Source organism: Actinomadura sp. 3N407, from assembly GCF_052245875.1.
Classification (GTDB): domain Bacteria; phylum Actinomycetota; class Actinomycetes; order Streptosporangiales; family Streptosporangiaceae; genus Spirillospora.
On the sequence record NZ_JBQQBP010000005.1, the window covers coordinates 506,101 to 530,502 of the forward strand.

A 24,402-nucleotide genomic window follows, 5' to 3' on the forward strand; every position below is an offset into this window, starting at 1 on the left:
GTTTGGACGCGGCCTGTGGTCGATGAGTTCGCGCCGGCCCGGGCGTCCCGCCGTGCGGACTCGCCCGCGACCTGCCCGCAGGGTTCACTCTGCTTTGACGGCTTCGAGGAGCGGCACGGCTGCGGCCCGGCGTGCGGGCAGCGACGAGGTCGCCAGCGTCGCCACCGCCGCGCCCGCCGCCACCATCGGGAACAGCCACCACGGCGGATCCGGGCGCAGGAACGAACTGCCGGTCGTGACGTGCAGCAGCGTCAGCGTCCCCATGGCGATCACGAGGCCGAGGGTCGTGCCGAGGGCGACCACGGTGGCCGCCTCCCAGCGGACGATTGAGCGGATCTGGCCCATGGTGGCGCCCACGGCGCCCAGCAGCCCGAACTCCTTTGTACGTTCGGCGACGCTCATCGACACCGTGGTCGCCATCCCGAACAGCGCGAGCAGCAGGGCCATGCCCACGAAGCCGTAGGTCGCCCGCAGTGCGCGGGTGAGTGTGTCCGATGCCGCGTCCACGTACGCGTCCCGGTCGAGGACCCGCACGCCGGGCACTGGGGCCATGGCATGGGTCAGATCCTCCAGGGAGCCGCCCCGCACGAGAACCACCTGGGTCGCGGCGGCGGCGTCGAGCCGCTCCATCGTCGCCGGCGCCACCAGCGCCTGTTCGGCGAACAGGTGGGACGGATCGTGGTAGGTGCCCGCCACGGTCAGCGTGACCCGGCCTCGGGTGCCCCGGACGACGATCTCCTGCCCCCGGCGCAGCCCCCGCTCCTTCATGACGGTCGACGACAGCGCGATCTCCCCGGGACGCAGCGCGGACGGCCGGCCGCCCAGCCGCAGGACGTCGCGCAGCCCGGCCTGTTCGGCACCGCTGACCAGGAAGTAGAACGGTTCCGGCTCCTCGTCCGGGTCGGTGGCGTCCGGCGGGGGTGACACCAGCTTGACCTCGGTCTGTGTGAGGGCGGCCGCCCGCGACACGCCCGGCACGTCTGCCGCCAGGGCGGCCACGTCCCCGGCCAGCGGAGCGGGCGCGCCCTCGGAGGTCCTGGCGGTGGCGGCGATCGCGTGCTCGGCCGCCATGACCTGCCGTCCCGCCTCCTGGAACCGGTCGTGCACCGACAGCGTCACCAGGGCCACGGAGGCGACCAGCGCAACGCCGAGCATCAGCGACGAGGCGGCCGACGAGACCCGGCGCGGGCTGCGGGTGATGGTGGCGTGCGCCAGCCGTCCGGTCTCCCCGCTGACCAGCATCCCGAGGCGACCCACCAGTCCGCCCAAAGGCCCGGCGAAGAACGGGGTGAGGACGGCCAGCCCGGTCACGGCCAGCATCGAACCGAACAGGACCATCAGCGCGACCCCGAACGTGCGGTCCGGTCCGGGTGGATCGCTGACGCGGACCGCGACCGCCACCGCGCACCAGAACCCCGCACCCGCGAAGATCGCGAATGCGGCGAGGAGTCGTGGCCAGCGACGTTCCCGGGTTTCGGTGAGGGTGCCGCGCAACGCCTGCACGGGCGGGATCCCCGCGGCGCGGTGCGCCGCCCGCCACGCGGCCAACTGGGTGACCAGGATCCCGGCCGCCGCCGGGACGGCCAGCGCGACCCAGCCGAACTGTGCGTCGGCGGCCGAGACGTCGAAGCCGTCCCGCGCGAACAGCCAGGTGATCAACGCGGACAGCGGGAAGCCCGCGGCCACCCCGCCCGCAGACGCGACCGCGCCCATCGCCAGCGCCTCGAACCGGATCAGCCGCTTGATCTGCCGCGGTGTGGCACCGATCGCGCCGAGCAGCGCCAGCCGGCGGGTCCGCTGCCGCACCAGCGCGCCGAACGTGTTGGCCACCACGAACAGGCCGACGAAGATCGCGACGGAGGCGAGCATGCCGACCACCCCGGCGACCGAAGCGCCCTCGCTCGCCGCGGCGGCGCTCTGCGCACGCTGCACGGACTCCGCCGTGCGCACCGTGGCCGCGCCGCCCAGCCCCCGGGCCAGCTCGCCGCGCAGCCGGTCGGCGGGCACGCTCGGGGCGGCCTTCACCCAGACGCTTTGCCACGTCCCCGGGGGCAGCATGGCGGCACGCCGCACGGTCTCGCGCGGGGCCAGCACCAGGTCACCGGTGGCGACCGCGCCGCGGCCCTGCACGCTGACCACACCGGCGATCCGCACCCGGCGCGTCTCGCGGGGCAGCGTCAGCGTCATCGTGTCGCCGACGCGCAGCTTCCCGGCGCGCGACATGTGCCGGACGACCGCCACCTCACCGTCGGTGGCGGGTGCGCGCCCCGCCTCCAGCCGGTAGGGGTTCAGCCGCGCGTCGGACACCCAGGGGCGCAGCAGCGTACGGCCCTCGGCCGACGCCATGATCGCCTGCCCGTCGGGTCGGGCGGCCGTCACCGCCACCGCGGCGTCCCCGGCGGACGCCGCCACCCCGGGCCGGGACTCGACCCGGTCCAGGCGGACCCGGCCGTCGGGCAGCGCGTACGGGTCGTCCGGGTCCACCGTCCCGCCCTGGACGAGCACGTCCGCGCGGAAGTACACGCTGGCGTCGCTGCCCGCCACCGCCTCCTGCGCGCGCAGCGCGAACTGCAGCGAGCCTGCGATGAGCGCGACCGATCCCAGTGCCGCCAGCAGCGTGGCTATCAGCCGCGGCCATCCCTCGGTGAACGAACGGCGCGCGATGAGCCACATGGGGTTGCCCACGGCGTCAGCCCTCCATCTCGCGCATACGGGCATGGATGGTGGGCGCGGCCGGCTCGTCGACGATCGTCGGGTCGGCCGGGAACGGCATCGTCACCGTCCGCGCTCGTCGGTCCGGGGGCCCGGTCACCGGCGTCCTCCCGCGAGGCGGGGGAGCAGGCGCAGCGCGTTGTCCCGGGCGATGGCCCGGTGGGCGCGACGGTCCAGGCCGGGGTCGCGGTCGAGATCAGCGGTGTTGAGGGTCACCTCGCGGGCGGAGTTGGCGGGCCAGTCGGTGCCGAACAGCACGCGCCCGGCGCCGGCCGCGCCGAGCAGCGTCGGGGTGGCGTACGGGGACATCGGCAGCGCCGTGTCGTAGTAGAAGCGTCGCAGCGCCCGCCGGACCTTCGCCGGGTCCGGCCCGCCGTCCTCCCTGCCCCAGCGTTCGGCGCGGCCGGCCATGTACGGCAGGAACCCGCCCCCATGGGACAGGATGATCGACAGCCGGCGGTAGCGGTCCAGGGCCCCGGAGGCGATCAGGCTGAGCGCGGTGCGGGTGGTGTCGAGCAGGAAGTCGCCGAGCCAGCCTCCCACTCCGGGCACCTCGACGATCCCCTTGGGCGAGAAGGGGTGGGTGAACACGACGGCGCCGCGGCGGTCGAGTTCGGCCAGCAGCGGGGCGAACGCCTGGTCGCCGAGGTAGCGCCCGGCGGCCGAGGTGGTGAGCAGCACCCCGTCGGCGCCCAGCTCGTCCAGCGCGTAGGCGACCTGCCTGAGCGCCAGGTCGGGGTGGAGCATGGCCACGTTGGCGAAGAAGCCGAACCGGGTGGGGTTGTCGCGTACCAGCTCGGCCAGGGACTCGTTGCAGACGCGCACACCCGACTCGGCGACCTTGCGGTCCGCGAACACCTCGGGCGGCACGGGCGCGGAGGCCACCCCCACGGCGATGTCGTTGGCCTCCATGGTCGCGAGCGTGTCGGGCAGGGTCCACTGGGCCCAGGAGGGGCCGCCGGTGGGCGGGATGATGCCCTGCTCCACCGCCCATTGCCGCATCCTGGGCGGCACGGCGTGGTGGTGGGTGTCGATCCGCCCGTTCGGGGGTCGGTGCGGGCTCGCGGCGGCGCCGCGCACCGGCAGCGGCACGGCCGCGGCGGCGACCGCCGCGATGCCGGTCGCGGCGGTCAGCTTGAGGGTGCGGCGTCGGGTCGGCTCATGCATGAACGTCTCCTGTCGATCGCGTAGGGCGCCGCCCACACGAGATAATCTCACGTGAGACTATATCAGGTGCTACTAGAATGGACGCATGCTCGACGACCTGCTCGAACGCCTCCTGTCCGGGGACGGTGGCCCGGCCGCCGACCAGGTGGGGCTCGGCATGCTGCTGGCCGCGGCCCACAACCAGAGCCGGGAGCGGCTGAACCGGGTGCTGCACCCGCTGGGCATCGACGTCCGCGGATTCGCCGTGCTGCTCGCGTTGCCGCTGTACGGCCCGGTCACCCAGCGGGAACTGATCGGCCGCATCGGCATCGACAAGTCCACCATGGTCCGGCTCATCGACGAGCTGGAGGGCGGGGAGCTGGTGTCCCGCGAGCGGGTACCGCAGGACCGGCGCGCGTACTCGATCGTCCTGACGAGCCGCGGCGAGCAGACCCTGACGAAGGCGCGCCGGGCCGCCGAACAGGTGGGCGGGCACATCTTCGGCCGTCTCACCGAGGCCGAACGCCGGCACCTCGTCGGTCTGCTACGCCGCCTGGCCGAGCCCACCGCCCCGCCCCAGCCCGACGCCCCTCGACCGCGATGACCACCCGGCCGATCCGGCGGTCGAGGGGCGTCGGGCCTGGGGTGTCAGCGGTGATGCGTGCCGCCCCAGGGTGAGCGGCGAAGAACGCCGGGAGACCACCGGTCGCTCATCGGATTGCACGATCCGCGCGCCCGGCCACTCGCCCTGTGGCGATCAAAGTGACACCTGTTCTCTAAAGGACCCGGTAGATGCGGTGGTCGATGTGCCCGGCGGAGAATTCGTTGACGCCGATGAGCACGTGTTCGGTGAGCCAGGCGTAGCGCTCGTCGGAGGTCTCGAACCTTGGGGTAGTGCGGATGTAACTCGTCTCGAAGGGGATCCGTCCACCCGCAGCGATGGTGTCGCGGCCATTGGGCGGGAGCTTGGCGACACCGCGGGTTTCGTAGTGAATCAGGACGCCGTCGTCCGTACGTACCGTTCCGCGGACGTCGAGGCGGCTGATGCCGTCGGTGCCGAGGACGACCCAGTCGCCTCCTCCGCCGAGGAGCTCGCCGCGGATCCGGGGCCCGGTGAGGACGCCGTGCTTGGTGACGTAGGTCAGGCGGGTGCCCACAGGGGTCTGGAAAACGTAGGGGTCCTCGAGGTCGATCCTGAGGTCGCAGAGGTGCTCAACGGGGAGCTCGGTCGCGTGGTCGTGGTCGAGCAGTGGAGTGGGCGGACTCGTAGTGGTCATGATGCGGCGCTCATCGCGGCGGTGTATTCGGCGAAGTCGAAGTAGGTCTCCTTGCTTGAGATCAGTCCGTCGTCGGTGACCTCGACGAGGTCGAGGCACTGAAACCCGCGACGCTCTCCGCCGATGGACTGGAACGTGAGGGTCCAGTCGAGCACCCAGTGACGGTCCCCGAAGAGCAGGCGATGCACATCTACCCCGAAGTTCGGGAAGTGGCTGAAGACCCCGGCGAACTCCGTGCGCAGCGCCTCGCGGCCCTGGACGGCGTGGTCACGTCCATGCGAATGGAAGCGCGAGTCAGCAGTGTGGAGAGCGACGATCGCGTCCACGTCGTGTGCGATCCATGCTCCGCTGTATCGCTCCGCGAGTGCGGGTAGGTCCGGGCGGCTAGAGGGATCGGCCATGGAGTGTCTCCTTCAGAAGTTCGGACGATCCAAGGTAAACATACGGTCGTATGTAATGCAAGGGTCGCCCGTATGGAGAGTTACGATCGCGCGTATGACGAAGGCTGGAGATGCCCGCCGCGCAGCCGTGGTCGCGCGTGCGATGGACGTCGCGTCAACGGACGGCTTCGAGGGCCTGACCTTCGGAGGGGTCGCCGAGACCTCCGGGGTCAAGAAGAGCGCGCTACAGGTCTTGTTCGGCACCAAGGAAGCACTGCAGCTGGCGACGCTCGATGGCACGCTCCGGGTATGGCGGGAGCAGGTGCATCGCTCCGCAGAGCGGCGCCCCGAAGGTCTCGCGCAGCTGCGAGCGCTTATGGACGCCTGGGTCGAATACCTGCCGACTTTCAAGGGTGGGTGCCCGTTCATTGCGGCCGCCAGTGAGCTCGACAGCCGCTCCGGACCGGTGCGCGACGCGGTCGCCCACGCCGTCGAGCAGGGCCAGGAGGTCGTGCGTCGTCAGATCGCCCTCGCGACCCGACTCGGAGAACTCCCGGCGCACACGGACGTCGACCAGCTGGCTTACGAACTGCACGCGTTGCTGCTCAAGGCGAACCACGACCTGCAACTGTTCGGGCACGCCGACTCCCTCACCCGTGCGCGAACGGCCATCGATCGCCTGCTGGCCACGTAACCGACGCCTTCCAGGCGGCATGCGGTTCTTCCATCCTCGGCATCAGCGACGTCTCGGCCCGTGTCTCCGAAAGCCCCGTCGGTGGGGAGGCGCGTGCTACGGGCGATCCGTGGCGGGAATCAGGTGTCTTGGCGGGTGGCGTGGCCGTTGTCCCAGGCCCAGGCGGCGATGCCTACGCGGTTACGGGTGGCGAGCTTGGCCTGGATCGCGGCGATGTAGTTCTTGACGGTGCCGTGGGAGAGGTGGAGTGCGATGGCGATTTCGGCGTTGGTCCTGCCTGCGGCGACCAGTCGTACGATGTCGGTTTCGCGGCCGGTCAGCGGCGTTCGCGGTGTCGACGGCGGGAGCGGCCCGGCGGCGGGTCCGGAAGGCGCGGGGCGCGCCAGGTGCCTCAGCAGCCGCACGGTGATCTGGGGACTGATCAGCGCGTCCCCGGCGACCGCGGCGCGCACCGCCTCGACCAGCAGGGCCGGGGTGGAGCGCTTGAGCAGGAAGCCGCAGGCACCGTTGCGGAGCGCGGTGTCGACGTACTCGTCCAGATCGAAGGTCGTCACGACCACCACGCGGGTCGGTTCGGCGACGCCTGGCCCGGCCAGCGCGCGGGTCACCTCCAGGCCGTCCAGGACGGGCATCCGGATGTCGGCGAGCACGACGTCGGGGCGGTGCCGGCGGGCCAGTTCGACGGCGGCGGCCCCGTCGCCTGCCTCGGCGACGACCCGCAGGTCGGGTTGGGATTCCAGGATCAGGCGGAATGCGCCGCGGATGTCGTCCTGGTCGTCGGCGATCACGATGTCGATCATCGTTGGGTCCCTCCGGGCCTCGCGGGGAGGACGGCCACCACCTGCCAGCCGTCGTCGTGCGGGCCCGCGGTGAATGCGCCGCCGAGGGCGTGGACGCGTTCGGTGAGTCCGGGTAGGCCGAGGCCGCCGGTCCGGCGGGCGCGGGGCGGAGGGGCCGTCCCGCCACCGGAGTCGTTGGTGACGACGACTCTTAGTGCGGTGTCGGAGGTCCGGCGGACGTCGACGTCGACCGCGGTGGCGCCGGGCGCGTGGCGGCGCACGTTGGTCAGCGCCTCGACGACGACGCGGTAGGCGGTGGCGGCCTCTTCTCGCGAGGTCCTCAGGCCGGGGGCGAGGGCGAGCCGCACCTTGGCCGGTCCCGCGTCGGAGTAGCGTTCGGCCAGTTCCGGCAGTTCGTCCAATCCAGGCAGTGGGGACCGTGCGGCGCCCCGGTCGGGGTCGGGATGCAGGGCGTTCACGGACTGGTCCATCGAGGCCAACGCGCGCTGGCCGGCCTGCTCGATCCGGGTGAAAAGGTCGGCGGCGCGTTCGGGGTCTTGTGCGGCGAGCAGCTGACCCGCTTGGGCTTGGGCGACGATCGCGCTCACGTCGTGGGCGACGAAGTCATGCAGGTCCTGGGCCAGCGCCAGGCGCTGGGCGCGCCGCGCACCGTCCACCGCGCGCAGCCGCCGGGCCTCCAGCAGCCGCAGGTACGTCCCGAGAGCGGCCGCCGTGACCGTCCCCACGGAGAAGAACGCGCAGGCGATCGCCGCCGTCACCGCGGAGACGTCCGTGCTCGCCATGATCAGTCTCAGCACGACGGCGACGACGGCGGCGCCGCCCGCCGCCGCGAGTCCGACCGCCTGCCGGGCCGGTGCCCGCCAGGCCAGGCCGCCGACCATCGCCATCAGCGCCGCCATCTCCACATATCCGAGCACGTTCCCGGCCGCCGGGACATCGCCGGAGCCCGAACGTGGGTAGACGGCACCGGCGGCGATCGAGACGGCCGCGGCCGCGCCCGCGCTCCACACCCACCACGGCCGTGAGGCGGGTCCCGCGTTCAGGACGGCCGCGGCGACCGCCACCGCGGCCGGTACGGTCGCGATCCCGCCGTACACGGGAGCGGCGGTGAGCCCGGCCATAACCGCTCCTGCCGCAGGGGCGACCGGCCACCACCACCGTCCGTGCTCTGCTCGCATGATCCGAGCCTATGGCTCCCTGCGGGCGGGTGCCGGTGCCGAAAGGCACCCCTTGGCGCCGCCTTTGTCAGGCTGAACGGCATCTGGTGCGGGTCCTCCTCGCTTCCCGACGCTTGACCCATGTCGATCACATTGGGGCACTCGCCCCCGTCATTCGCATCACGCGTCCCCCGGTGGGCCCGGTGGACGGCGCACGCCTCGGCACTGGCGCCACTGCCTTCCGGCCTGTGGCGGATCGCCATGGCGATCGGTGTCCCAGTGGGCTTTGAGAACGCCTGGCTTCACCAGGCCCAGATCCCCGGCCGGGGTTCGGTATGGCCGATCACGCTGAGCCTGCTGTCGGAAGGCTGCGCGCTCCTCGCGCTGGGGCTCGTCCGGCCGTGGGGTGAACGGGTGCCCGGCTGGGTCCCGCTCGCCGGCGGACGGAGGGTCCCCCCGTACACGGCCCTCGTCCCGGCCTGGATCGCCACCGTGGTGCTGACGGCGTCCGCGGTCGCCTTCGGCATCAAGATCGTTCGAGTCCTCGGCGGAGTCGAGTCCGATCCCACCTTTCCCGAAGGTGCGGCGGCCTGGGTCATGAGCGCCACATACCTGCCGATGCTGGCCTGGGGCCCCCTCCTCGGCCTGACCACCCTCGCCTACCACCGTCGCCGACGGTGAACCGCCGGCGGTCGGCCGGGGTGAGGCGGTCGGCCCACTCGGCGTCGGTGAGGACGTCTTGGAGCATGAGGGCGTTGACGGAGAGTCGCATACTTGATCACGGCGTCGTATTGCCCGGGATCATCGCGGTCCGTCTGCGGTGAGGGAGCTGATCGTGTCGGCGGTCTGGTCGGGGGTGAGGGGGCCGTCGGCGACGATGACGGTGATCGCCCGGGTCAGGTGGTGCGGGACGGTCAGCGGCTTGTCCCAGGCGAGTGCGGGGCCGACGCCGGGGTATTGGGCGACCCGCACGAACCACGGGTCGAGCCCGGTGGTCTGGACGAACACCAGGCTCCATGCGTCCGAGGTCAGTGCCAGCCAGGGTGTGACGCTGCCGTGCACGGCCTCTTCTCCGGACGCCTCGCCGGTGAAGACGGCGAGGCCGGTGGAGTCCTTGGGCGCACGCCAGAAGAACCCGCCGTAGCCCGCGCCGGTCCGGCCCTTGCACGCCGAACTCTGCAGGACGAGCGGCTTCCCGGTCCGGCCGGTCAGCGTGAACGCGAAGTCCAGTGCCCACGCGCCGGCGACGGCACGCGCGGTCAGGCTCCGCTCCTCGCCGGCCAGGACGGTGCCGTCCGGGCCGACCCATTCGAGGGTGTCGGCGTAGCCGCCGTCAATGGGGCGGAGCGTGCGCCGGCGCTGCCGTCCGTGGTTGGGGAGCACCTTCGGGCCCTCGCCGGGGACGTAGGTGGAGCCGCCCCAGAAGTTGACCCCGTCGACGTCGGAGATCGCGACGCTCGCACCGAAATGATGGACGTGGTCGTCCGGCTGGGTCTCGGTGACGACCGTTCCGCCGAGGGTCCGGACGGGGTGCAGGTGCGGTCGCGGGGCGTCGGTGGCTTGCAGGTCCCCGCGCTGGATGTAGTCGGCCACCTTCTGCGCGCCCGCGCGCAGCACTGTCTCCGGCCAGGGTTGGCCGAGCGGAGCTCGTCCTTTGGTTGGTGGTGAGTGGGGGAAGCCCAGTTCGGAGAGGGTTTTGAGGTCGTGCGCGGCGCGGACGGCCAGACCCTCGATGCCGGGCAGGACCAGCCGGGACGGTTCCGTCCGGACGAACCGAGCCTCGATGGGACGTGGTTCGGGGGCGAGCCGGATCGCGTCGAGCAGCCGGGTGAAGCCGCCGGTGCGCGCGAGCGGCACCAGGAGGGGCGAGCCGTCCCGTATGTGGGCGAGGAGGTCGCCGAGCAGATCCGTCCGGCCGAAACCGGTCCGGACCCCGCCGACCTCGATCTCGTCGAGGGTGTAGAAGAGCCGGGCCGACCGGGTCTCGCCGTGGAGGTGGAGGTAGGGCTCGGTGCGCCGGCCGGAGCAGAGCGAGACGGTGATCGCGATGACGGTCCCGTCGGTGAGCCGGAGCCGGGCGCTGGAGGTGTCGTCGCTCTCGATCGCGTTGGCGCGGTACAGCTCCAGTTCGATCTCGGCGATCGAATCGACCGTGTCCGCTCCGGCCACGGCCAGGGCGGAGGCCACGGCGTGGGCGAAGGGGTTGGTGAGGGCCCCGTCCATGACGTCGACGCCGTCCAGCCGGCGGCGGCCCGCCCAGGCCGAACGGGTGTAGTAGCCGAAGGGGCGGGTCCACGCTCCCGCCACCCCGATGGCGCGGACCGGCTCGCCGAGGACGTCCCGCGCGGCCGGGACGGCGTCCGAGCCGAGGGACTGGAAGCCGACCTGGCAGGCGAGCCCGGTCTCGGCCACCGCGGCGGAGATCGCCCGGAACTCCTCGACCGACGGCGCGGGCGGCTTCTCCAGCAGCACGTGCGCTCCGGCCCGGAGCGCGGCCACCGCCAGCGGCGCATGGGTGTGGATGGGGGTGGCGATGACCGCCGCCTCCGCCCCGGTCTCCCGGATCAGGGAGGCGAGGTCGGCCGATGTGGGCACGCCAAGCCCGGACGGCGGCGCGATATCGCACACCCCGGCCAGCTCGGCGCGGCCCGCCGCCGCCAGCCGCCGGACGTTCTCCAGATGGTTGCGCCCGTAGCCGTTGACTCCGGCGACGACGACCCTGACCGGCCTCACCGCGACCACCTGGTGGGCGCGCCCGTCGCCCGCAGCTCCGCGCCGGTGATCTCCACCGGGGGCGGATCGGCGAGCAGCCCGAGGTCGGTGAGCGTGGCGTCCTCCGCCTGCTCCACCATCGCGGGATGGTGCAGGGCGAGGGCGAGCTGGCCCGAAAGCTCGGTCAGCAGGTGCGGGTGGACCGGCACGTCGAAGACGCGGGCGAGGTCGGCGATGCGGAGGAACGGGGTGATCCCGCCGACCCGCACCACGTTCGGCTGGACGACGTCGCAGGCGCCGGTGGTCAGCAGGTCGCGGAAGCCGTGCGCGGTGGCGACGTTCTCGCCGACGGCGATCGGCGTGCCGATGCTCCGGCGCAGCTCCGCGTGGGCGGCGAGGTCGTCGGCGGGCAGCGGCTCCTCGATCCAGAACAGGTCGAACCGCTCCAGTGCCCGTAGCGCGGTCCTGGCCCGGTGCAGGTCCCATCGCTGGTTGGCGTCGATCATCAGCGCGGTGCCGGGGCCGATGATCTCGCGGACGGCCGCGACCCGCTCGACGTCCTCGGCGAGCGAGGGCCGCCCCACCTTGATCTTGACGGCCGGGTGCCCGGCGGCGGCCCACCGCGCGGCCTGGGCGGTCAGCTCGTCCAGCGAGTAGTGCCGGTTGATTCCGCTGCCGTAGACCGGGACGCTGTCGCGCCGCGCCCCGAGGACGTCCACCAGGGACCGGTCATCGCACTCCAGGTCCCACAATGCGAGATCGACCCCGGCCATCGCGATCGGGACGATTCCGGACCGTCCCGCCTCGCCGAGATGGGCCGACAGCCTGTCCCACACGACGCCGGGGTGCGCCGGAAGCCCGATCACCGCGTCCCGGATGTCGTGCTCCAGGAGCGCTTTGACCGCGTGCGCCCCGATCCGCGGAGTCCAGGAGATCCCGGTCCCCGATCGTCCGTCGTCCAGCGTGAGCGTGACGAGCAGGACGTGGTTGCACGGCACGTCCGCGCCCCACGGCCGGGCCAGAGGCACCGACCGCGGTACGACCGACAAGTCCTTGATCACGACGGGGCCCTTCAGGTGAGTTCGGTGCGCCAGCTGTGCTTCGCGGTCCAGCCGAGCAGCCGCTCGGCCTTGGCGGAGGAGAACGCCGGGGACGTGCCGGTGAGCGCACCGGCGGCCTCCTTGGTCGCGGGGAAGAAACGGGGCAGCAGTTCGGCCAGCGGTTCGCGGGCCAGCGCGTCCCCGGCGCCGGCGAAGAACACCTCGCCGTTGCGTTCCAGGCCGGGCAACTGGGCGAGGAGGGCGCCGATGAACGCGCCGGCGTCCCGGGCGTCGAGGTAGTTGAACAGCGAGACGCTGCCGATCTCGGGCCGGTCCAGACGTTCGCGGAGGGTGTGCCCCGACTGGGTCGGCGCGCCCTCCCACTCCTCCGGCGCGATGACGAAGCAGGGGCGGAACGCGGCCATCCTCGTGCCGGCGGCGGAGCGGGCGAACGTCTGCATGGTCTGCTCGGCGACGAGTTTCGACAGGCTGTAGACGTTCCAGGGCCGCGGCGGGTGCTCCTCGTCCAGCGGCAGGTACGCGGGCGTCCAGCCGCCGGGCGCGCCGTAGCCCAGCACCGTCGGGCTGCTCGCGACGACCAGCCTCGGCACGCCCAGCGCCACCGAGGCCGCGCAGACGTTGAAGGCCAGCTGGGTGTTGACCCGGAACGTCGTCGCGTCCGTCCGGCCGAAGGGCACCGCGATGGCGGCGAGATGGACGACCGCGTCCGGCCGGAACCGGGCGATCACCGAGTGGGCCTCGCCGAGATCGGTGAGGTCGGCCGGCAGGGTGTCGGCGGCCTCCCGCGGGGTGCCCGGGGCGCTGTCGACGCCGATCACCTCGTGTCCGGCCGCCGCCAGCGTGGTGACGACGCTCCGGCCCAATCGGCCCGCGCTTCCGGTGACGAGCACTCTGCTCACCGCATGGACTCCTTATCGTGCTGCAACCAGTTGCAGTAACAATCGCGCCAGCATGCCCAGGCCGTCAAGTGAGCAGCGCTCGACCAGCACAAACGTTCGCATCGATCATCCCGGACTTGCAAACGGTTGCGCTAGGGTAGGCGCCATGGCAGTGACTATCCGGGACGTCGCCCACGCGTGCGGCGTCCATGTGTCGACGGTGTCGCGGACCTTCTCCGCGCCGCACATGGTGAACGCCGAAACGCGGACCCGGGTGCTGACGGTGGCCGAGCAGCTCGGCTACCGGCCCAATCGGGCGGCCCGGTCGCTCACCACGGGCCGGACCCACAACCTCGGGCTGATCGTGGCCGATCTCGCGAACCCGTTCTTCCCCCCGCTGATCAAGGCCGCGCAGGCCGCCGCCCGCGCCCGGGACTACCACCTGTTCGTCGCCGACACCGACGAGGACCCCGCGAAGGAGCAGGAGCTCGTCCTGGCCTTCTCCAAGCAGGTCGACGGCATCGTGCTGTGCAGCCCCCGGTCATCGAACAAAGCGCTGGAGAAGCTGGTCAAGACGTTGCCGTTCGTCCTGGTCAACCGGCGGCTGCGCGGGGTGACGACCGTCGTCATGGACGTCGCGCGGGGCGCCCGCACCGCGATGGAGCACCTCGCCGGGCTCGGCCACCGCCGCGTCGCCCTCGTGTCGGGGCCGTCCGGCTCCTGGACCAGCGGCGAGATCCGCAAGGCCGTCACGGACATGCCCGGCCTCGAAACGGTCGTCATCGGCCCCAACGCGCCCACCGAGGAGGGCGGCGTCACCGTCGCCGGCCAGGTGGCGGCGGCGGGGGTGACCGGTGTGCTCGCCTACAACGACCTCGTCGCCATCGGCCTCATCGAGGGCCTGGACGAGCTGGGCGTCAGCGTGCCCGGCGACATCAGCGTGATCGGCATAGACGGCAGCATCACCGGGCGCCTGTACCGGCCCAAGCTCACCACGGTCGCCATGCCCACGGCCGACGCCGGGCGCATGGCCGTCGACCTGCTCATCACGTCGATGAGCGCGGCCACCGTCCTGGAGACCCATCTGGTGGTCCGCGAGTCCACCGCTCCCCTGAAAGGACTCCCATGAGAAGTCACGACCTCGCCTTCGGTGTCACCCCGGAAGGCGAACAGGTCGAACGGCACATGCTGGACAACGGGCGCCTGCGCGTCGCGGTCCTCACCTACGGCGCGACCGTCCAGCGGCTGGAGCTGGCCGACGGCGCCAACGTGGTGCTCGGCCTCGACACGCTGGAGGAGTACCTGCACCGCAGCCGGTACTTCGGCGCGGTCGTCGGCCGGTACGGCAACCGCATCGCCCGCGGCAGGTTCACCCTCGACGGCACGGAGCACCGGCTCCCGGTCAACGACGGCGCGCACAGCCTGCACGGCGGCGTCCGCGGCTTCGACAAGCGGGTGTGGCGGGTCGAGTCGGCGGGCCCGGCGGACCTGCTGCTGAGCCTGGTGAGCCGCGATGGCGAGGAAGGCTATCCGGGGGAACTGACGGTCCAGGTCCGGTACGTGCTCGACGGCGACGCGCTGCGGCTGGAGTACCGGGCCACGACCGACGCCCCGACCGTGGTGAACCTGACCAACCACTCCTACTTCAACCTGGCGGGCACCGGTGACGTACGCGGTCACGTGGTGATGATGGAGGCGGACCGCTACCTGCCGGTGGACGAGGGGAAGATCCCCACGGGCGAGCTCGCCCCGGTGGCGGGGACGCCCTTCGACTTCACCGTCCCCGCCCGGGTGGACGCGCGGCTCGGCGGCCGCTACGACCATTGCTACGCCTTCGCCGTCCCCGGCCGGGGGCGGGCGACGGTCACCGATCCGGGCAGCGGCCGTTCGATGGAGGTCACCACCACCGAACCGGGCGTCCAGTTCTACACCGGTCACATGCTTGACGGCGTCGCCACCCCGTACGGCCCGTTCGCCGGTCTGTGCCTGGAGACCCAGCGCTTCCCCGACGCGCCGAACCGGCCGGCGTTCCCGTCCGCGGTCCTGCGGCCCGGAGAGGCGCACGTCTCGGTCACCGGCTACCGCTTCAGCGTTTCCTGAGTACTGCAAACGGTTGTAGTAACAAGCAGCAGCGCCTGAAGCCATCTCACGATGCTCCGTCCCTAAATAAATGCTCTGACCTCGGAATATGCGAAAACAGCGCGGCAGTCACAGTGAGGAATCTCACTGCAAAGGGTTGACGTCATCTCCGGCTTCGCGCTAAGAAAGCGCTATCTCAACCACCATCCGACTCATCGAAGGGCCGGTGATGACGCTGAGGCCCGCTGCCGCCGACACGGTGACGGGGACGGCCGAGCCCGTGGTCACGTCCTCCGTGAAGACGGGCGCACGCCGCCCCGGGCGCCGCAAGAGCTCCCGCGCCCGCTCACAGGCATGGACCGCCTATCTGTTCCTGGCCCCCTGGTTCATCGGCCTGTTCGCCATCACGCTCGGCCCGATGATCGCTTCGCTGTACCTGTCGTTCACCGACTACAGCCTGCTGAGCGAGGCCCACTGGGTCGGCCTGGACAACTACGACAAGATGTTCACGGCCGACGACCGCTACCTCAACTCCCTCAAGGTCACGACCACCTACGTCGTCGTCTCGGTGCCGCTGCAGCTCGCATTCGCCCTCGGCCTGGCGCTGGCGCTGGACAAGGGGCTGCGCGGGCTGCCGTTCTACCGGTCGATCTTCTACCTGCCCTCGCTGCTCGGGGGCAGCGTGGCGATCTCGATCCTGTGGCGGAAGATCTTCGGGACGGACGGGATCGTCAACACGTTCCTGGGCTGGTTCGGCTACCAGGGCCAGGGCTGGGTCACCAGCCCCGACACCGCGCTGTGGACGTTGATCATCCTGCACGTCTGGACGTTCGGCGCCCCGATGGTCATCTTCCTGGCCGGGCTCCGCCAGATCCCGCAGAACCTCTACGAGGCGGCGCGGGTCGACGGCGCCGGCAGGATCCGGCAGTTCCGCTCGATCACGCTGCCGCTGCTCACGCCGATCATCTTCTTCAACGCCGTGCTGGAGGTCATCAAGTCGTTCCAGTCGTTCACGCAGTCGTTCATCGTCAGCGGCGGCACCGGCGGACCGGTCGACTCGACCCTCTTCTACACGCTCTACCTCTACCTCAAGGGCTTCAAGAACTACGAGATGGGATACGCGGCCGCCATGGCGTGGGTGCTCCTGCTCATCATCGGGGCTCTGACCGCCGTCAACTTCCTGATGTCTCGATTCTGGGTCTTCTATGGCGACGACAAGTAAGCGCACGGCGGGCACGCGCGTGCCGGTCCTGTTCCGGCCCGCCTCGCGGCTGACCAAGCACGTCCTGCTGATCGGGTTCGGGCTGTTCATGCTCTATCCGCTGCTCTGGATGATCTCCAGCTCGGTCAAGCCCGAGGAACTGATCTTCCGGGAGCCCGGCCTGGTCCCCACCGAGGTGACCGGCGAGAACTACACCGGCGGCTGGGGCGCGCTCAAGCACTCCTTCGGCTACTACCTGTGGAACTCCGCGGTCATCACCGGCCTGGCGGTCGTCGGCAACCTGATCGCCTGCTCGCTGGCGGCCTACGCGTTCGCGCGGCTGGATTTCCCGCTCAAGAAGCTCTGGTTCGCGATCATGCTGATCTCGATCATGCTGCCGCACCATGTGACGGTCGTGCCGCAGTACATCGCCTTCAGCAAGATCGACTGGATCAACACGATCTGGCCGATCATCGTGCCCAAGTTCCTGGCCACCGACGCGTTCTTCATCTTCCTGATGGTGCAGTTCATCCGCACCCTCCCCCGGGAACTGGACGAGGCGGCCGCGATCGACGGCGCGGGACACTTCCGCACCTTCCTTCAAGTGGTGATGCCGTTGTGCGTCCCCGCGCTGGCCACCACCGCGATCTTCACGTTCATCTGGACGTGGAACGACTTCTTCACCCAGAACCTCTATCTGACCAACTCCGACAACCTCACGGCTCCGGTCGCGCTGCGCCACTTCATGGATTCGAGCGGCGACTCCTCCTGGGGGCCGCTGTTCGCGATGTCGATCATCTCGCTCGGCCCGATCTTCGGGTTCTTCCTGGCCGGCCAGAAATACCTCGTCCGAGGTGTGGCGACCACCGGCCTGAAATAGCGACCACCCTCAAAACAGCCCTCCTCTCCATTCCTCTCCCCCCGGAGGTACAACAGATGAAGCGCATCCTGGCGGCCACGGCCGTCACCTTGCTCGCGGTGTCGGCCACCGCCTGCGGAGGCGGCGATGACGGGTCCGGCGGCAATACGAAGGTCGTGTTCTCCTACTGGGGCAGCGACTCCCGGCAGAAGCTGACCGAGGCGGCCATCGCCGAGTTCGAGAAGAAGAACCCCGCGATCGACGTCGAGGGCGACTTCTCCGACTGGGACAGCTACTACGAGAAGCTGGCCACCAAGACCGCGGCCGGGGACGCCCCGGACGTCATGTCGATCGAGATCCGCGGCCTCGCGGAGTACGCGGGCCGCGGCGTCCTCGCCGATGTGGCCGGGAAGATCGACACCGCCGATCTCGACCAGGGCGTCCTCAAGGCCGGTCAGGTCGACGGCAAGCAGTACGCGATACCCACCGGCGTCAACGCGTTCCCGATGATCGTCAACGAGGCGACCCTGAAGGAGCACGGCGGGAAGGTCCCGGACGACGAGACGTGGACCTGGGACGACTACATCACCATGTCCCAGAAGGTGACCGAGGAGAGCGGCGGCGAGGTCTGGGGCACCGAGTGGAACGAGAACCCCGCGTTCCTGCAGATCTTCGCCGCGCAGCGCGGTGAGCAGTTCTACGGGGGCGGCAAGGTCACCCTGTCCGAGCAGACCATCAAGGACTGGTGGGCCCTGCTGCGGAAGATCATCGACAGCAAGGCCGGGCCCGGCGCCGCCGAGATGCTGGAAACCGGCACCAAGGTCGACCAGGCGCTGCTCGCCACCAACAAGAGCGCGTTCGGGAGCTGGTGGAGCAACCAGCTCGACGCGCTGACCAAGGGCTCCGGCCAGGAACTGGACCTGCTGCGCATGCCCAGGACGCCGGGCGCCGCCACCTCCGGCATGTTCCTGCAGCCGGCGATGTACTACACGGTCTCGGCCAAGACCGAGCAGGCCGCCGCCGCCCAGAAGTTCGTCGAGTTCCTGGTCAACGACCCGGACGCCGGCGCGATCCTGCTCAGCGACCGGGGCCTGCCCACCAATGCCAAGGTCGTCGCCGCGATCAAGGGCAAGCTGTCCCCGGCCGACCAGAACGTACTGGCCTTCATGGGCTCGATCAAGGACGATCTCAGCCCGATCTCCGTCCCGCCGAAGGGCGCGATGGCGATGGAGGACATCCTCAAGCGCGCCACCGAATCGGTGCTGTTCGGCAAGGCGACGCCGGACGACGCGGCCAAGACCTTCCTGTCCGAGGCCAACAACGCCCTGTCCCAGTGACAAGCGAACCATGACGAGCCGTGCGGCCCGTGAAACGGCCGGGCCGCACGGCGCCACCCCATCCGGCGCCGCCCCCAATCCTGGAGCTCCCGCACCATGCGATACGCCTTCGTCGGGCTCGGCCACCGGGCGCAGATGTACGTCGACGCGCTGCTCGGCGAGTGGAGCGACACCGGCGAGATCGTCGCGCTCTGCGACCCCAACCGGACGCGCCTGCGCTACTACCTCGACCGGATCGGCCGCGACGTGCCGTGCTTCGCGCCCGAGGGGTTCGGGAAGATGCTCGAACTCGCCGACGCCGTCGTGGTCGCCACCGTCGACGCCGCCCATGCCCGGTACGCGGTCGCGGCCCTCGACGCGGGCAAGGACGTCGTCGTGGAGAAGCCGCTGTGCACCACCGCCGAGGACTGCGCGGCGATCGCCGAGGCGGCCGAGCGTGGCACCGGCAGGCTCATCGTCACCTTCAACTACCGCTACTCGCCGCGCAACAGCGCCGTTCGCCGGGTGATCGCGGACGGCGCGATCGGCGAGGTCGCCTCGGTGCACTTCGCGTGGGCGCTCGACACCATCCACGGCGCCGACTACTTCCGCCGCTGGCACCGGGACAAGGCGAACTCGGGCGGCCTGCTGGTGCACAAGGCCACCCACCACTTCGACCTGGTCAACTGGTGGATCGCCGACGCCGCCGCGTCCGTCTACGCCCAGACCTCCCTGCGCTTCTACGGCGCCGGAAACGCCCGCGCACGCGGGCTCCCCGACCGCCCCGCGCGGGCACTGCACGCCCCGGGACTCGGCACGGACCCGTTCCTGCTGGACCTGTCCGCCGATCCCCGGCTGAAGCGCCTCTACCTGGACGCCGAGCACGAGGACGGCTACATCCGCGACCAGGACGTGTTCGGCGAGGGCGTGACGATAGACGACAACATGTCGGTCCTCGTCCGGTATGAGGGCGGCGTGCTGCTCACCTACTCCCTCAACGCCCACGCGCCCGCGGAGGGGTACCGGGTCGTCTTCAACGGCACCGCCGGACGGCTGGAGCTGGACGTCGTCGAGCGGGCGTGGACGCCGCCGCACGCGGCGATCGACCCGACCGCGTCCGGGAAGGAGCACGCCGAGGGCGCGTCCGAGCGGCTCGTCCTGCACCGCCACTGGCGCAAGCCGGAAGAGATCATGATCGAGAGCGGCGCGGGCGCGCACGGCGGCGGCGACGCCCTGCTGCTCGACGACGTGTTCCGGGGCCCGTCGGAGGACCCGCTCGCCCGCCAGGCGGGGTACCGCGCGGGCGTCGCCGGCGTGATGATCGGCGTGTCCGCGAATCTCTCCGCGGCCACCGGCGCTCCCGTCGCCCTCACGGCCGGCGGCACCCGGATGGCCGGCTGATGCTCGGCGCATTCCCGGGCCTGGCGGACATCGCCGCGCACGGCCGCGACCTGTTCCCTCCACCGGGTCCGGACCTGCCCGAACGTCTCCGCGACGTGCTGGGCGTGCTGGAGCTCAGCGCCGGCGACGTCCGGGTCGAGCGCCGCTGGAGCGACGCCGGCCTGGTGGGAGAGGAACTGTCCTGGACGGTCGGGTTCGGCCCCCGCACCCGCGCCTTCCTGCTCCGCCCGCGCGACGCCTCGGGCCCGCTGCCGGGCGTCGTCGCGATGCACTGCCACGGGGGCGTGAAGTGGGCGGGCAAGGACAAGATCGCCGACGGGCCTGAGCCGCCCCTCGCCGAGATCGTCCGCCTGCGCACCCGGCTCTACGGCCGCCGCGCCTACGCGGGCGAGCTGGCCCGCCGGGGCTTCGCGGTGCTCGCGCACGACGTGTTCGCCTGGGGCAGCCGCCGCTTCCCGTTGACCGGGGACCGGAGCGAACCCGACCGCTACGACCGCGCCGCCCGCGACCACGAGCACGTCCTGGCGAAGGCGTGCACGGTCCTCGGCACCTCGTTCGCCGGCGTCCTCGCCTCCGAGGACCTCGCCGCCGCGGCGTATCTGCGGTCCCGCGCCGACATCACCTCCGTCAGCACGGTCGGCCTGTCGGGCGGCGGGGCGCGTGCGGCCTTCCTCGGCGCGCTCGACCCCGGGATCAGCGCGGTCGTCGTGGCCGCGATGGTCTCGTCCTTCCGGGACCTGCGCGACGAGCACGTGGCCGCCCACTCCTGGATGCTGTTCCCGCCGGGCCTGACCCGCCTGGCCGACTGGCCCGGCGTGGTCGCCGCCCGCGCCCCGGCGCCGCTGATGGTCCTGTACGCGACCGCGGATCCGCTCTTCCCCGTCCAGGGCATGCACCGGGCCCATCACCAGATCACCGAGGCCTACCGGGGAGCTCCCGGCCGTTACACCGGCGCTTTCTTCGATGCCTCCCACCAATTCGACCGTTCCATGCAGAACGCGGCCTTCGCCTGGCTCGCCGACGCGGTCGCGGACAATTATCCCATGTTGAGGCTGATGAAAGAATCGCAAGTCCATTGACGTGTTCACGGTGAACGCATACCTTGTGAGAAAGCGCTTTCTGTAGCGCCGGACAACTGAGCGTCCGGCTCGCTCCCCGCCATCGAGACGGCCGCATCGCCGCAGCCGTAATCGCCACAGAAGGGCTAGCGCCATGCGCCCGCTCTCTCTTCACCGAGCCCGTTCACCCCCCGTGTCTCCCTTCACTGAAAAAGCTCGGGAACAGCGATCCGAGTGTGGCGGACATGCGCCGGTGAACCGACCATCACCACAGCGCGTATTTCTCGGCCGCACCTTTCCCTGAAGTCCGGCCGGCCAAGCCGGCCGATGCCTTGAAGTCAGGTCGGCCAAGCCGACCGAGCTGGAGCTGAAAATGCAAGTGAAACCCGTCATCGCCTGCGGCACGGTGCTGGCCGGTGCGCTCGTCGCACTGTCCGGCAACGCGGCGCAGGCCGCCACCGTCCGGTACGAGGCCGGGGTCTCCCCAGCGGTGTGCAGCGGAACCATCGACTCCGACCACGGCGGCCACTCCGGCCGCGGATTCTGCAACGGCGACAACGAGATCGGCGCCTACGCGCAGTTCACCGTGAACGCCCCGGCCTCGGGCACGGCGACACTGCACGTCCGCTTCGCCAACGGAACCACCACCGCACGGCCCGCGGACGTCACCGTGAACGGCGCGGCGATCACGCCGGCGTCGTTCGAGAGCACCGGCACGTGGGACACGTGGGCGACGAAGACGATCACGGTTCCGGTGAACTCGGGCGGCAACACCATCCGGTTCACCCCCACCACGGCCAACGGCCTGCCCAACATCGACTACATCGACGCCGAGACGGGTGACGACGACACCCCGCCGCCGTCAGACGAGGACGCGCTGTACGTCGCGCCGGGCGGCAGCGACGGCGCGGCCGGAACCGAGTCGGACCCGACGACGCTCACCTCGGCGATCGACCGCATCGCCCCTGGCGGGACGATCCACATGCGCGGCGGGACGTATCGCCACTCGCAGACGGTCACCATCCCGCCCGGCAACGACGGCGCCCCCGGCGACCGCACGCGACTGTCCGCCTACCCGGGCGAAACCCCGGTGCTGAACTTCTCGGCCATGAGCGAGAACTCGGCGAACCGCGGGCTCGCGGTGAACGGGTCGTACTGGCACGTCCACGGCATCATCGTCGAGCACGCCGGCGACAACGGGATCTTCGTCGGCGGCAGCGGCAACGTCATCGAACGCACGGTGACGCGCTTCAACCGCGACACGGGACTGCAGATCTCGCGCATGACCTCGGACACCCCCGAGGACCGGTGGCCGTCCGACAACCTCGTCCTGAGCTCGGAGTCGCACGACAACGCCGACTCCGACGGCGAGGACGCCGACGGCTTCGCCGCCAAGCTCACCTCCGGCCCCGGGAACGTCTTCCGCCACACCGTGGCCCACAACAACATCGACGACGGCTGGGACCTGTACACCAAGGACGAGACCGGCCCCATCGGCCCGGTGACCATCGAGGACTCCCTCGCCTACGAGAACGGCACGCTCAGCGGCGGCGGCCAGAGCGGAAACGGTGACCGCAACGGCTACAAGCTCGGCGGTGAGGACATCCCGGTCGACCACGTCGTCCGGCGCTCCATCGCCTACGACAACGGCAAGCACGGGTTCACCTACAACCGCAACCCCGGCTCGATGACGATCACGCAGAACGTCAGCATCGACAGTGCCGAGCGCAACTTCTCCTTCGACGGAGGCGACTCGGTCTTCCGCGGCAACACCTCGTGCCGCTTCAACGGCGACGGATCGAACGACAGGACCGTCGGTGACGCCGATGGCTCCAACCAGTTCTGGTCCGGCTCGAACGGCTCCCGCTGCTCCTCCTACGCCGGCGCCCTCGGCTGGTACTTCGCCTCGGACGGCCGCCTCGTCGTGACCTTCGGCGGCAGGACGGCGACGCCCTGACCCTCCGACCGCGTCGTGCCCTGGCCGGTTGATCCGGTTCGCCCGGACGGACCGGCCGGGGCCGCAGAGCAGCAACACCGACACACGAACACGAAGGAAGGGATGAGCATGAGACGACCAGTCGTACTGCGACTTTCCGGGGCGCTGGCGACGATGGCCCTCGCGGCCGCGGCCGGTGTGGTCCTGTCAACGCCCGAGGTGTCGGCGGCGGCCGGCGGCGCCACCGGCTACGCGACACAGAACGGCGGGACCACCGGCGGTTCCGGCGGGCGGACGGTGCGGGCCACCACGGGGACCGGGATCCATGCGGCCCTGTGCGACCGGGCCAGTAGCGACACCCCCATCACCATCGAGGTCGAGGGCACCATCCACCACGGCAACACCAGCAAGGTGTCGGGCGACAGCTGCGACACCGCCGACGACAAGATCGAGCTCAAGCAGATCGGCAACGTCACGATCGTCGGGGTCGGCGGCGGAGCCGTCTTCGATCAGATCGGCATCCACGTCCGCGACTCCAGCAACATCATCATCCAGAACGTGACGGTCCGGAACGTCAAGAAGTCGGGCTCGCCCACGTCCAACGGTGGTGACGCCATCGGCATGGAGAGCAACGTCCGCAACGTCTGGGTCGATCACACCACCCTGGAGGCGTCCGGCGGGGAGTCGGAGGGGTTCGACGGCCTCTTCGACATGAAGAACAACACCCGGTACGTGACCCTGTCCTACAGCATCCTGCGCAACTCCGGCCGCGGCGGCCTCGTCGGGAGCAGTGAGAGCGACCGCTCGAACGGCTTCATCACCTACCACCACAACCTGTACGAGAACATCGACTCCCGCACGCCCCTGCTGCGCGGCGGCACAGCCCACATCTACAACAGCCACTTCGTGGGCATCAGCAAGTCCGGCATCAACTCCCGAGCCGGGGCCCACGCCAAGGTCGACAGCAACTACTTCAGGGACTCCAAGGACGTCCTGGGCACCTTCTACACCGACGAGGCCGGTTACTGGCAGGTCGGCGGCAATATCTTCGACAACGTGACCTGGTCCGGCCCCGGGAGCGAGAACCACCCGGCCGGCCCCGACCCGCAGTCCAACACCACTGTCAGCATCCCCTACTCCTACAGCCTCGACGACGCCGGTTGCGTGCCGGACGTCGTGAGCCAGACGGCAGGCGCCGACAAGGGGCTGCGGGAATCGGACGGCAACTGCTCGCCGCAGACGCCGACCCCGGGGCCCACGACCCCCACGCCGGGCCCCACCACCCCCACGCCGGGACCGACCCAGCCCGGCGGGACCAACCTCAGCATCGGGGCGGGCTCCGACGGCTCGAGCAAGGCCGACGGGACCAGCTACGGCAACGTGCGCGACGGTGACATGAGCACCTACTGGTCGCCGACCGGCTCGACCGGCTCGATCTCGATCAAGTGGGACTCCAACCCCACGGTCTCCATGATCAACATCCGGGAGGCCGCGGGTTCCGAAGGCGACATCGGGTCCTGGCAGGTCCTCGACCACGACGCCGGGACCGTCCTGGCCTCCGGTAGCGGGGCGGGCGTCATCGACTTCGCCCGGACCTCGCTGCGCAAGCTCACGTTCAGGATCACCAGCTCGACCGGCACTCCGCGGGTCGCCGAGTTCGAGACCTACGCCGGATAGCCCGGCGCTCCCACCGTCCGGCGGGTCCGGCGCGCCCCGGGCCCGCCGGGCGGCCGCT

At 70.9% G+C, this 24,402-nt stretch carries 22 protein-coding genes; 12 read left to right on the plus strand and 10 right to left on the minus strand.

Annotated elements, in window-relative coordinates; translation table 11 throughout:
- Positions 1 to 84 precede the first annotated feature (84 nt).
- The 3 genes from ACTWPP_RS15945 to ACTWPP_RS15955 are packed head-to-tail and all read right to left on the minus strand — an operon-like array spanning position 85 to position 3,879.
- Positions 85 to 2,685, minus strand: coding sequence for an FtsX-like permease family protein (locus tag ACTWPP_RS15945; RefSeq protein ID WP_443105008.1), 2,601 nt, complete (start codon positions 2,683 to 2,685; stop codon positions 85 to 87).
- 4 nt (positions 2,686 to 2,689) lie between these two features.
- A complete protein-coding gene (locus ACTWPP_RS15950; RefSeq protein WP_443105009.1) occupies positions 2,690 to 2,812 on the minus strand; it encodes a hypothetical protein in 123 nt (40 codons plus the stop codon).
- Positions 2,809 to 3,879: an amidohydrolase family protein gene (locus ACTWPP_RS15955; protein ID WP_443105010.1), complete on the minus strand. Its 1,071-nt coding sequence runs from the start codon at positions 3,877 to 3,879 to the stop codon at positions 2,809 to 2,811. The genes ACTWPP_RS15950 and ACTWPP_RS15955 overlap by 4 nt, the downstream gene beginning before the upstream one ends.
- Before the next feature lie 85 nt (positions 3,880 to 3,964).
- Between ACTWPP_RS15955 and ACTWPP_RS15960 the strand changes: the two genes are divergently transcribed.
- A complete protein-coding gene (locus ACTWPP_RS15960; protein WP_443105011.1) occupies positions 3,965 to 4,462 on the plus strand; it encodes a MarR family winged helix-turn-helix transcriptional regulator in 498 nt (165 codons plus the stop codon).
- Positions 4,463 to 4,634: 172 nt separating this feature from the next.
- Here ACTWPP_RS15960 and ACTWPP_RS15965 read toward each other — a convergent pair whose 3' ends face one another.
- Both ACTWPP_RS15965 and ACTWPP_RS15970 read right to left on the minus strand, forming a co-directional pair.
- Positions 4,635 to 5,135 carry a DUF3237 domain-containing protein gene (locus ACTWPP_RS15965; RefSeq protein WP_443105012.1) on the minus strand — a complete coding sequence of 167 codons (501 nt, stop codon included), beginning with the start codon at positions 5,133 to 5,135 and terminating at the stop codon, positions 4,635 to 4,637.
- Entirely contained in the window at positions 5,132 to 5,536 is a 405-nt protein-coding gene (locus ACTWPP_RS15970) for a nuclear transport factor 2 family protein (protein ID WP_443105013.1), read from the minus strand. The genes ACTWPP_RS15965 and ACTWPP_RS15970 overlap by 4 nt, the downstream gene beginning before the upstream one ends.
- Before the next feature lie 94 nt (positions 5,537 to 5,630).
- Between ACTWPP_RS15970 and ACTWPP_RS15975 the strand changes: the two genes are divergently transcribed.
- Positions 5,631 to 6,209, plus strand: coding sequence for a TetR/AcrR family transcriptional regulator (locus ACTWPP_RS15975; protein ID WP_443105014.1), 579 nt, complete (start codon positions 5,631 to 5,633; stop codon positions 6,207 to 6,209).
- A 119-nt stretch (positions 6,210 to 6,328) separates the two neighbouring features.
- On the opposite strand, the gene ACTWPP_RS15980 is transcribed toward ACTWPP_RS15975, so the two are convergent.
- Both ACTWPP_RS15980 and ACTWPP_RS15985 read right to left on the minus strand, forming a co-directional pair.
- Positions 6,329 to 7,009, minus strand: a complete 681-nt coding sequence (locus ACTWPP_RS15980) for a response regulator (RefSeq protein ID WP_443105015.1) — start codon at positions 7,007 to 7,009, stop codon at positions 6,329 to 6,331.
- On the minus strand, positions 7,006 to 8,130 hold the full coding sequence (locus ACTWPP_RS15985) for a sensor histidine kinase (RefSeq protein ID WP_443105016.1): 1,125 nt from the start codon (positions 8,128 to 8,130) through the stop codon (positions 7,006 to 7,008). Before ACTWPP_RS15985 ends, ACTWPP_RS15980 begins: the two co-directional genes overlap by 4 nt.
- Positions 8,131 to 8,307: 177 nt before the next feature.
- Between ACTWPP_RS15985 and ACTWPP_RS15990 the strand changes: the two genes are divergently transcribed.
- Entirely contained in the window at positions 8,308 to 8,847 is a 540-nt protein-coding gene (locus tag ACTWPP_RS15990) for a hypothetical protein (RefSeq protein WP_443105017.1), read from the plus strand.
- Between the two features lie 120 nt (positions 8,848 to 8,967).
- Here ACTWPP_RS15990 and ACTWPP_RS15995 read toward each other — a convergent pair whose 3' ends face one another.
- Genes ACTWPP_RS15995 through ACTWPP_RS16005 form a run of 3 tightly spaced genes read right to left on the minus strand, consistent with a single transcriptional unit; the run spans position 8,968 to position 12,838 of the window.
- The gene (locus ACTWPP_RS15995; RefSeq protein ID WP_443105018.1) at positions 8,968 to 10,899 is read right to left on the minus strand and encodes a DUF6807 family protein; all 1,932 of its coding nucleotides are present in this window, start codon (positions 10,897 to 10,899) and stop codon (positions 8,968 to 8,970) included.
- The gene (locus tag ACTWPP_RS16000) at positions 10,896 to 11,939 is read right to left on the minus strand and encodes a mandelate racemase/muconate lactonizing enzyme family protein (protein ID WP_443105019.1); all 1,044 of its coding nucleotides are present in this window, start codon (positions 11,937 to 11,939) and stop codon (positions 10,896 to 10,898) included. Before ACTWPP_RS16000 ends, ACTWPP_RS15995 begins: the two co-directional genes overlap by 4 nt.
- A gap of 11 nt (positions 11,940 to 11,950) precedes the next feature.
- Positions 11,951 to 12,838 (minus strand): NAD-dependent epimerase/dehydratase family protein, encoded by an 888-nt coding sequence (locus ACTWPP_RS16005; protein ID WP_443105020.1) that lies wholly within the window; start codon positions 12,836 to 12,838, stop codon positions 11,951 to 11,953.
- A gap of 145 nt (positions 12,839 to 12,983) precedes the next feature.
- Here ACTWPP_RS16005 and ACTWPP_RS16010 point away from each other — a divergent pair, with 145 nt between their 5' ends.
- From ACTWPP_RS16010 to ACTWPP_RS16050, 9 genes are all read left to right on the plus strand, one after another.
- On the plus strand, positions 12,984 to 13,946 hold the full coding sequence (locus ACTWPP_RS16010) for a LacI family DNA-binding transcriptional regulator (protein ID WP_443105021.1): 963 nt from the start codon (positions 12,984 to 12,986) through the stop codon (positions 13,944 to 13,946).
- The gene (locus ACTWPP_RS16015) at positions 13,943 to 14,917 is read left to right on the plus strand and encodes an aldose epimerase family protein (protein ID WP_443105022.1); all 975 of its coding nucleotides are present in this window, start codon (positions 13,943 to 13,945) and stop codon (positions 14,915 to 14,917) included. The genes ACTWPP_RS16010 and ACTWPP_RS16015 overlap by 4 nt, the downstream gene beginning before the upstream one ends.
- A gap of 208 nt (positions 14,918 to 15,125) precedes the next feature.
- A complete protein-coding gene (locus ACTWPP_RS16020; RefSeq protein ID WP_443105023.1) occupies positions 15,126 to 16,118 on the plus strand; it encodes a carbohydrate ABC transporter permease in 993 nt (330 codons plus the stop codon).
- Entirely contained in the window at positions 16,102 to 16,977 is an 876-nt protein-coding gene (locus ACTWPP_RS16025) for a carbohydrate ABC transporter permease (RefSeq protein ID WP_443105024.1), read from the plus strand. Before ACTWPP_RS16020 ends, ACTWPP_RS16025 begins: the two co-directional genes overlap by 17 nt.
- A gap of 56 nt (positions 16,978 to 17,033) precedes the next feature.
- Entirely contained in the window at positions 17,034 to 18,293 is a 1,260-nt protein-coding gene (locus tag ACTWPP_RS16030) for an ABC transporter substrate-binding protein (RefSeq protein ID WP_443105025.1), read from the plus strand.
- 96 nt (positions 18,294 to 18,389) lie between these two features.
- Entirely contained in the window at positions 18,390 to 19,673 is a 1,284-nt protein-coding gene (locus tag ACTWPP_RS16035; RefSeq protein WP_443105026.1) for a Gfo/Idh/MocA family protein, read from the plus strand.
- Complete coding sequence (locus ACTWPP_RS16040; RefSeq protein WP_443105027.1) at positions 19,673 to 20,752, plus strand: dienelactone hydrolase family protein; 1,080 nt, start codon at positions 19,673 to 19,675, stop codon at positions 20,750 to 20,752. The genes ACTWPP_RS16035 and ACTWPP_RS16040 overlap by 1 nt, the downstream gene beginning before the upstream one ends.
- A gap of 352 nt (positions 20,753 to 21,104) precedes the next feature.
- Positions 21,105 to 22,688, plus strand: coding sequence for a carbohydrate-binding protein (locus ACTWPP_RS16045; protein WP_443105028.1), 1,584 nt, complete (start codon positions 21,105 to 21,107; stop codon positions 22,686 to 22,688).
- A 108-nt stretch (positions 22,689 to 22,796) separates the two neighbouring features.
- A complete protein-coding gene (locus ACTWPP_RS16050) occupies positions 22,797 to 24,344 on the plus strand; it encodes a pectate lyase family protein (RefSeq protein WP_443105029.1) in 1,548 nt (515 codons plus the stop codon).
- Positions 24,345 to 24,402: the final 58 nt, after the last annotated feature.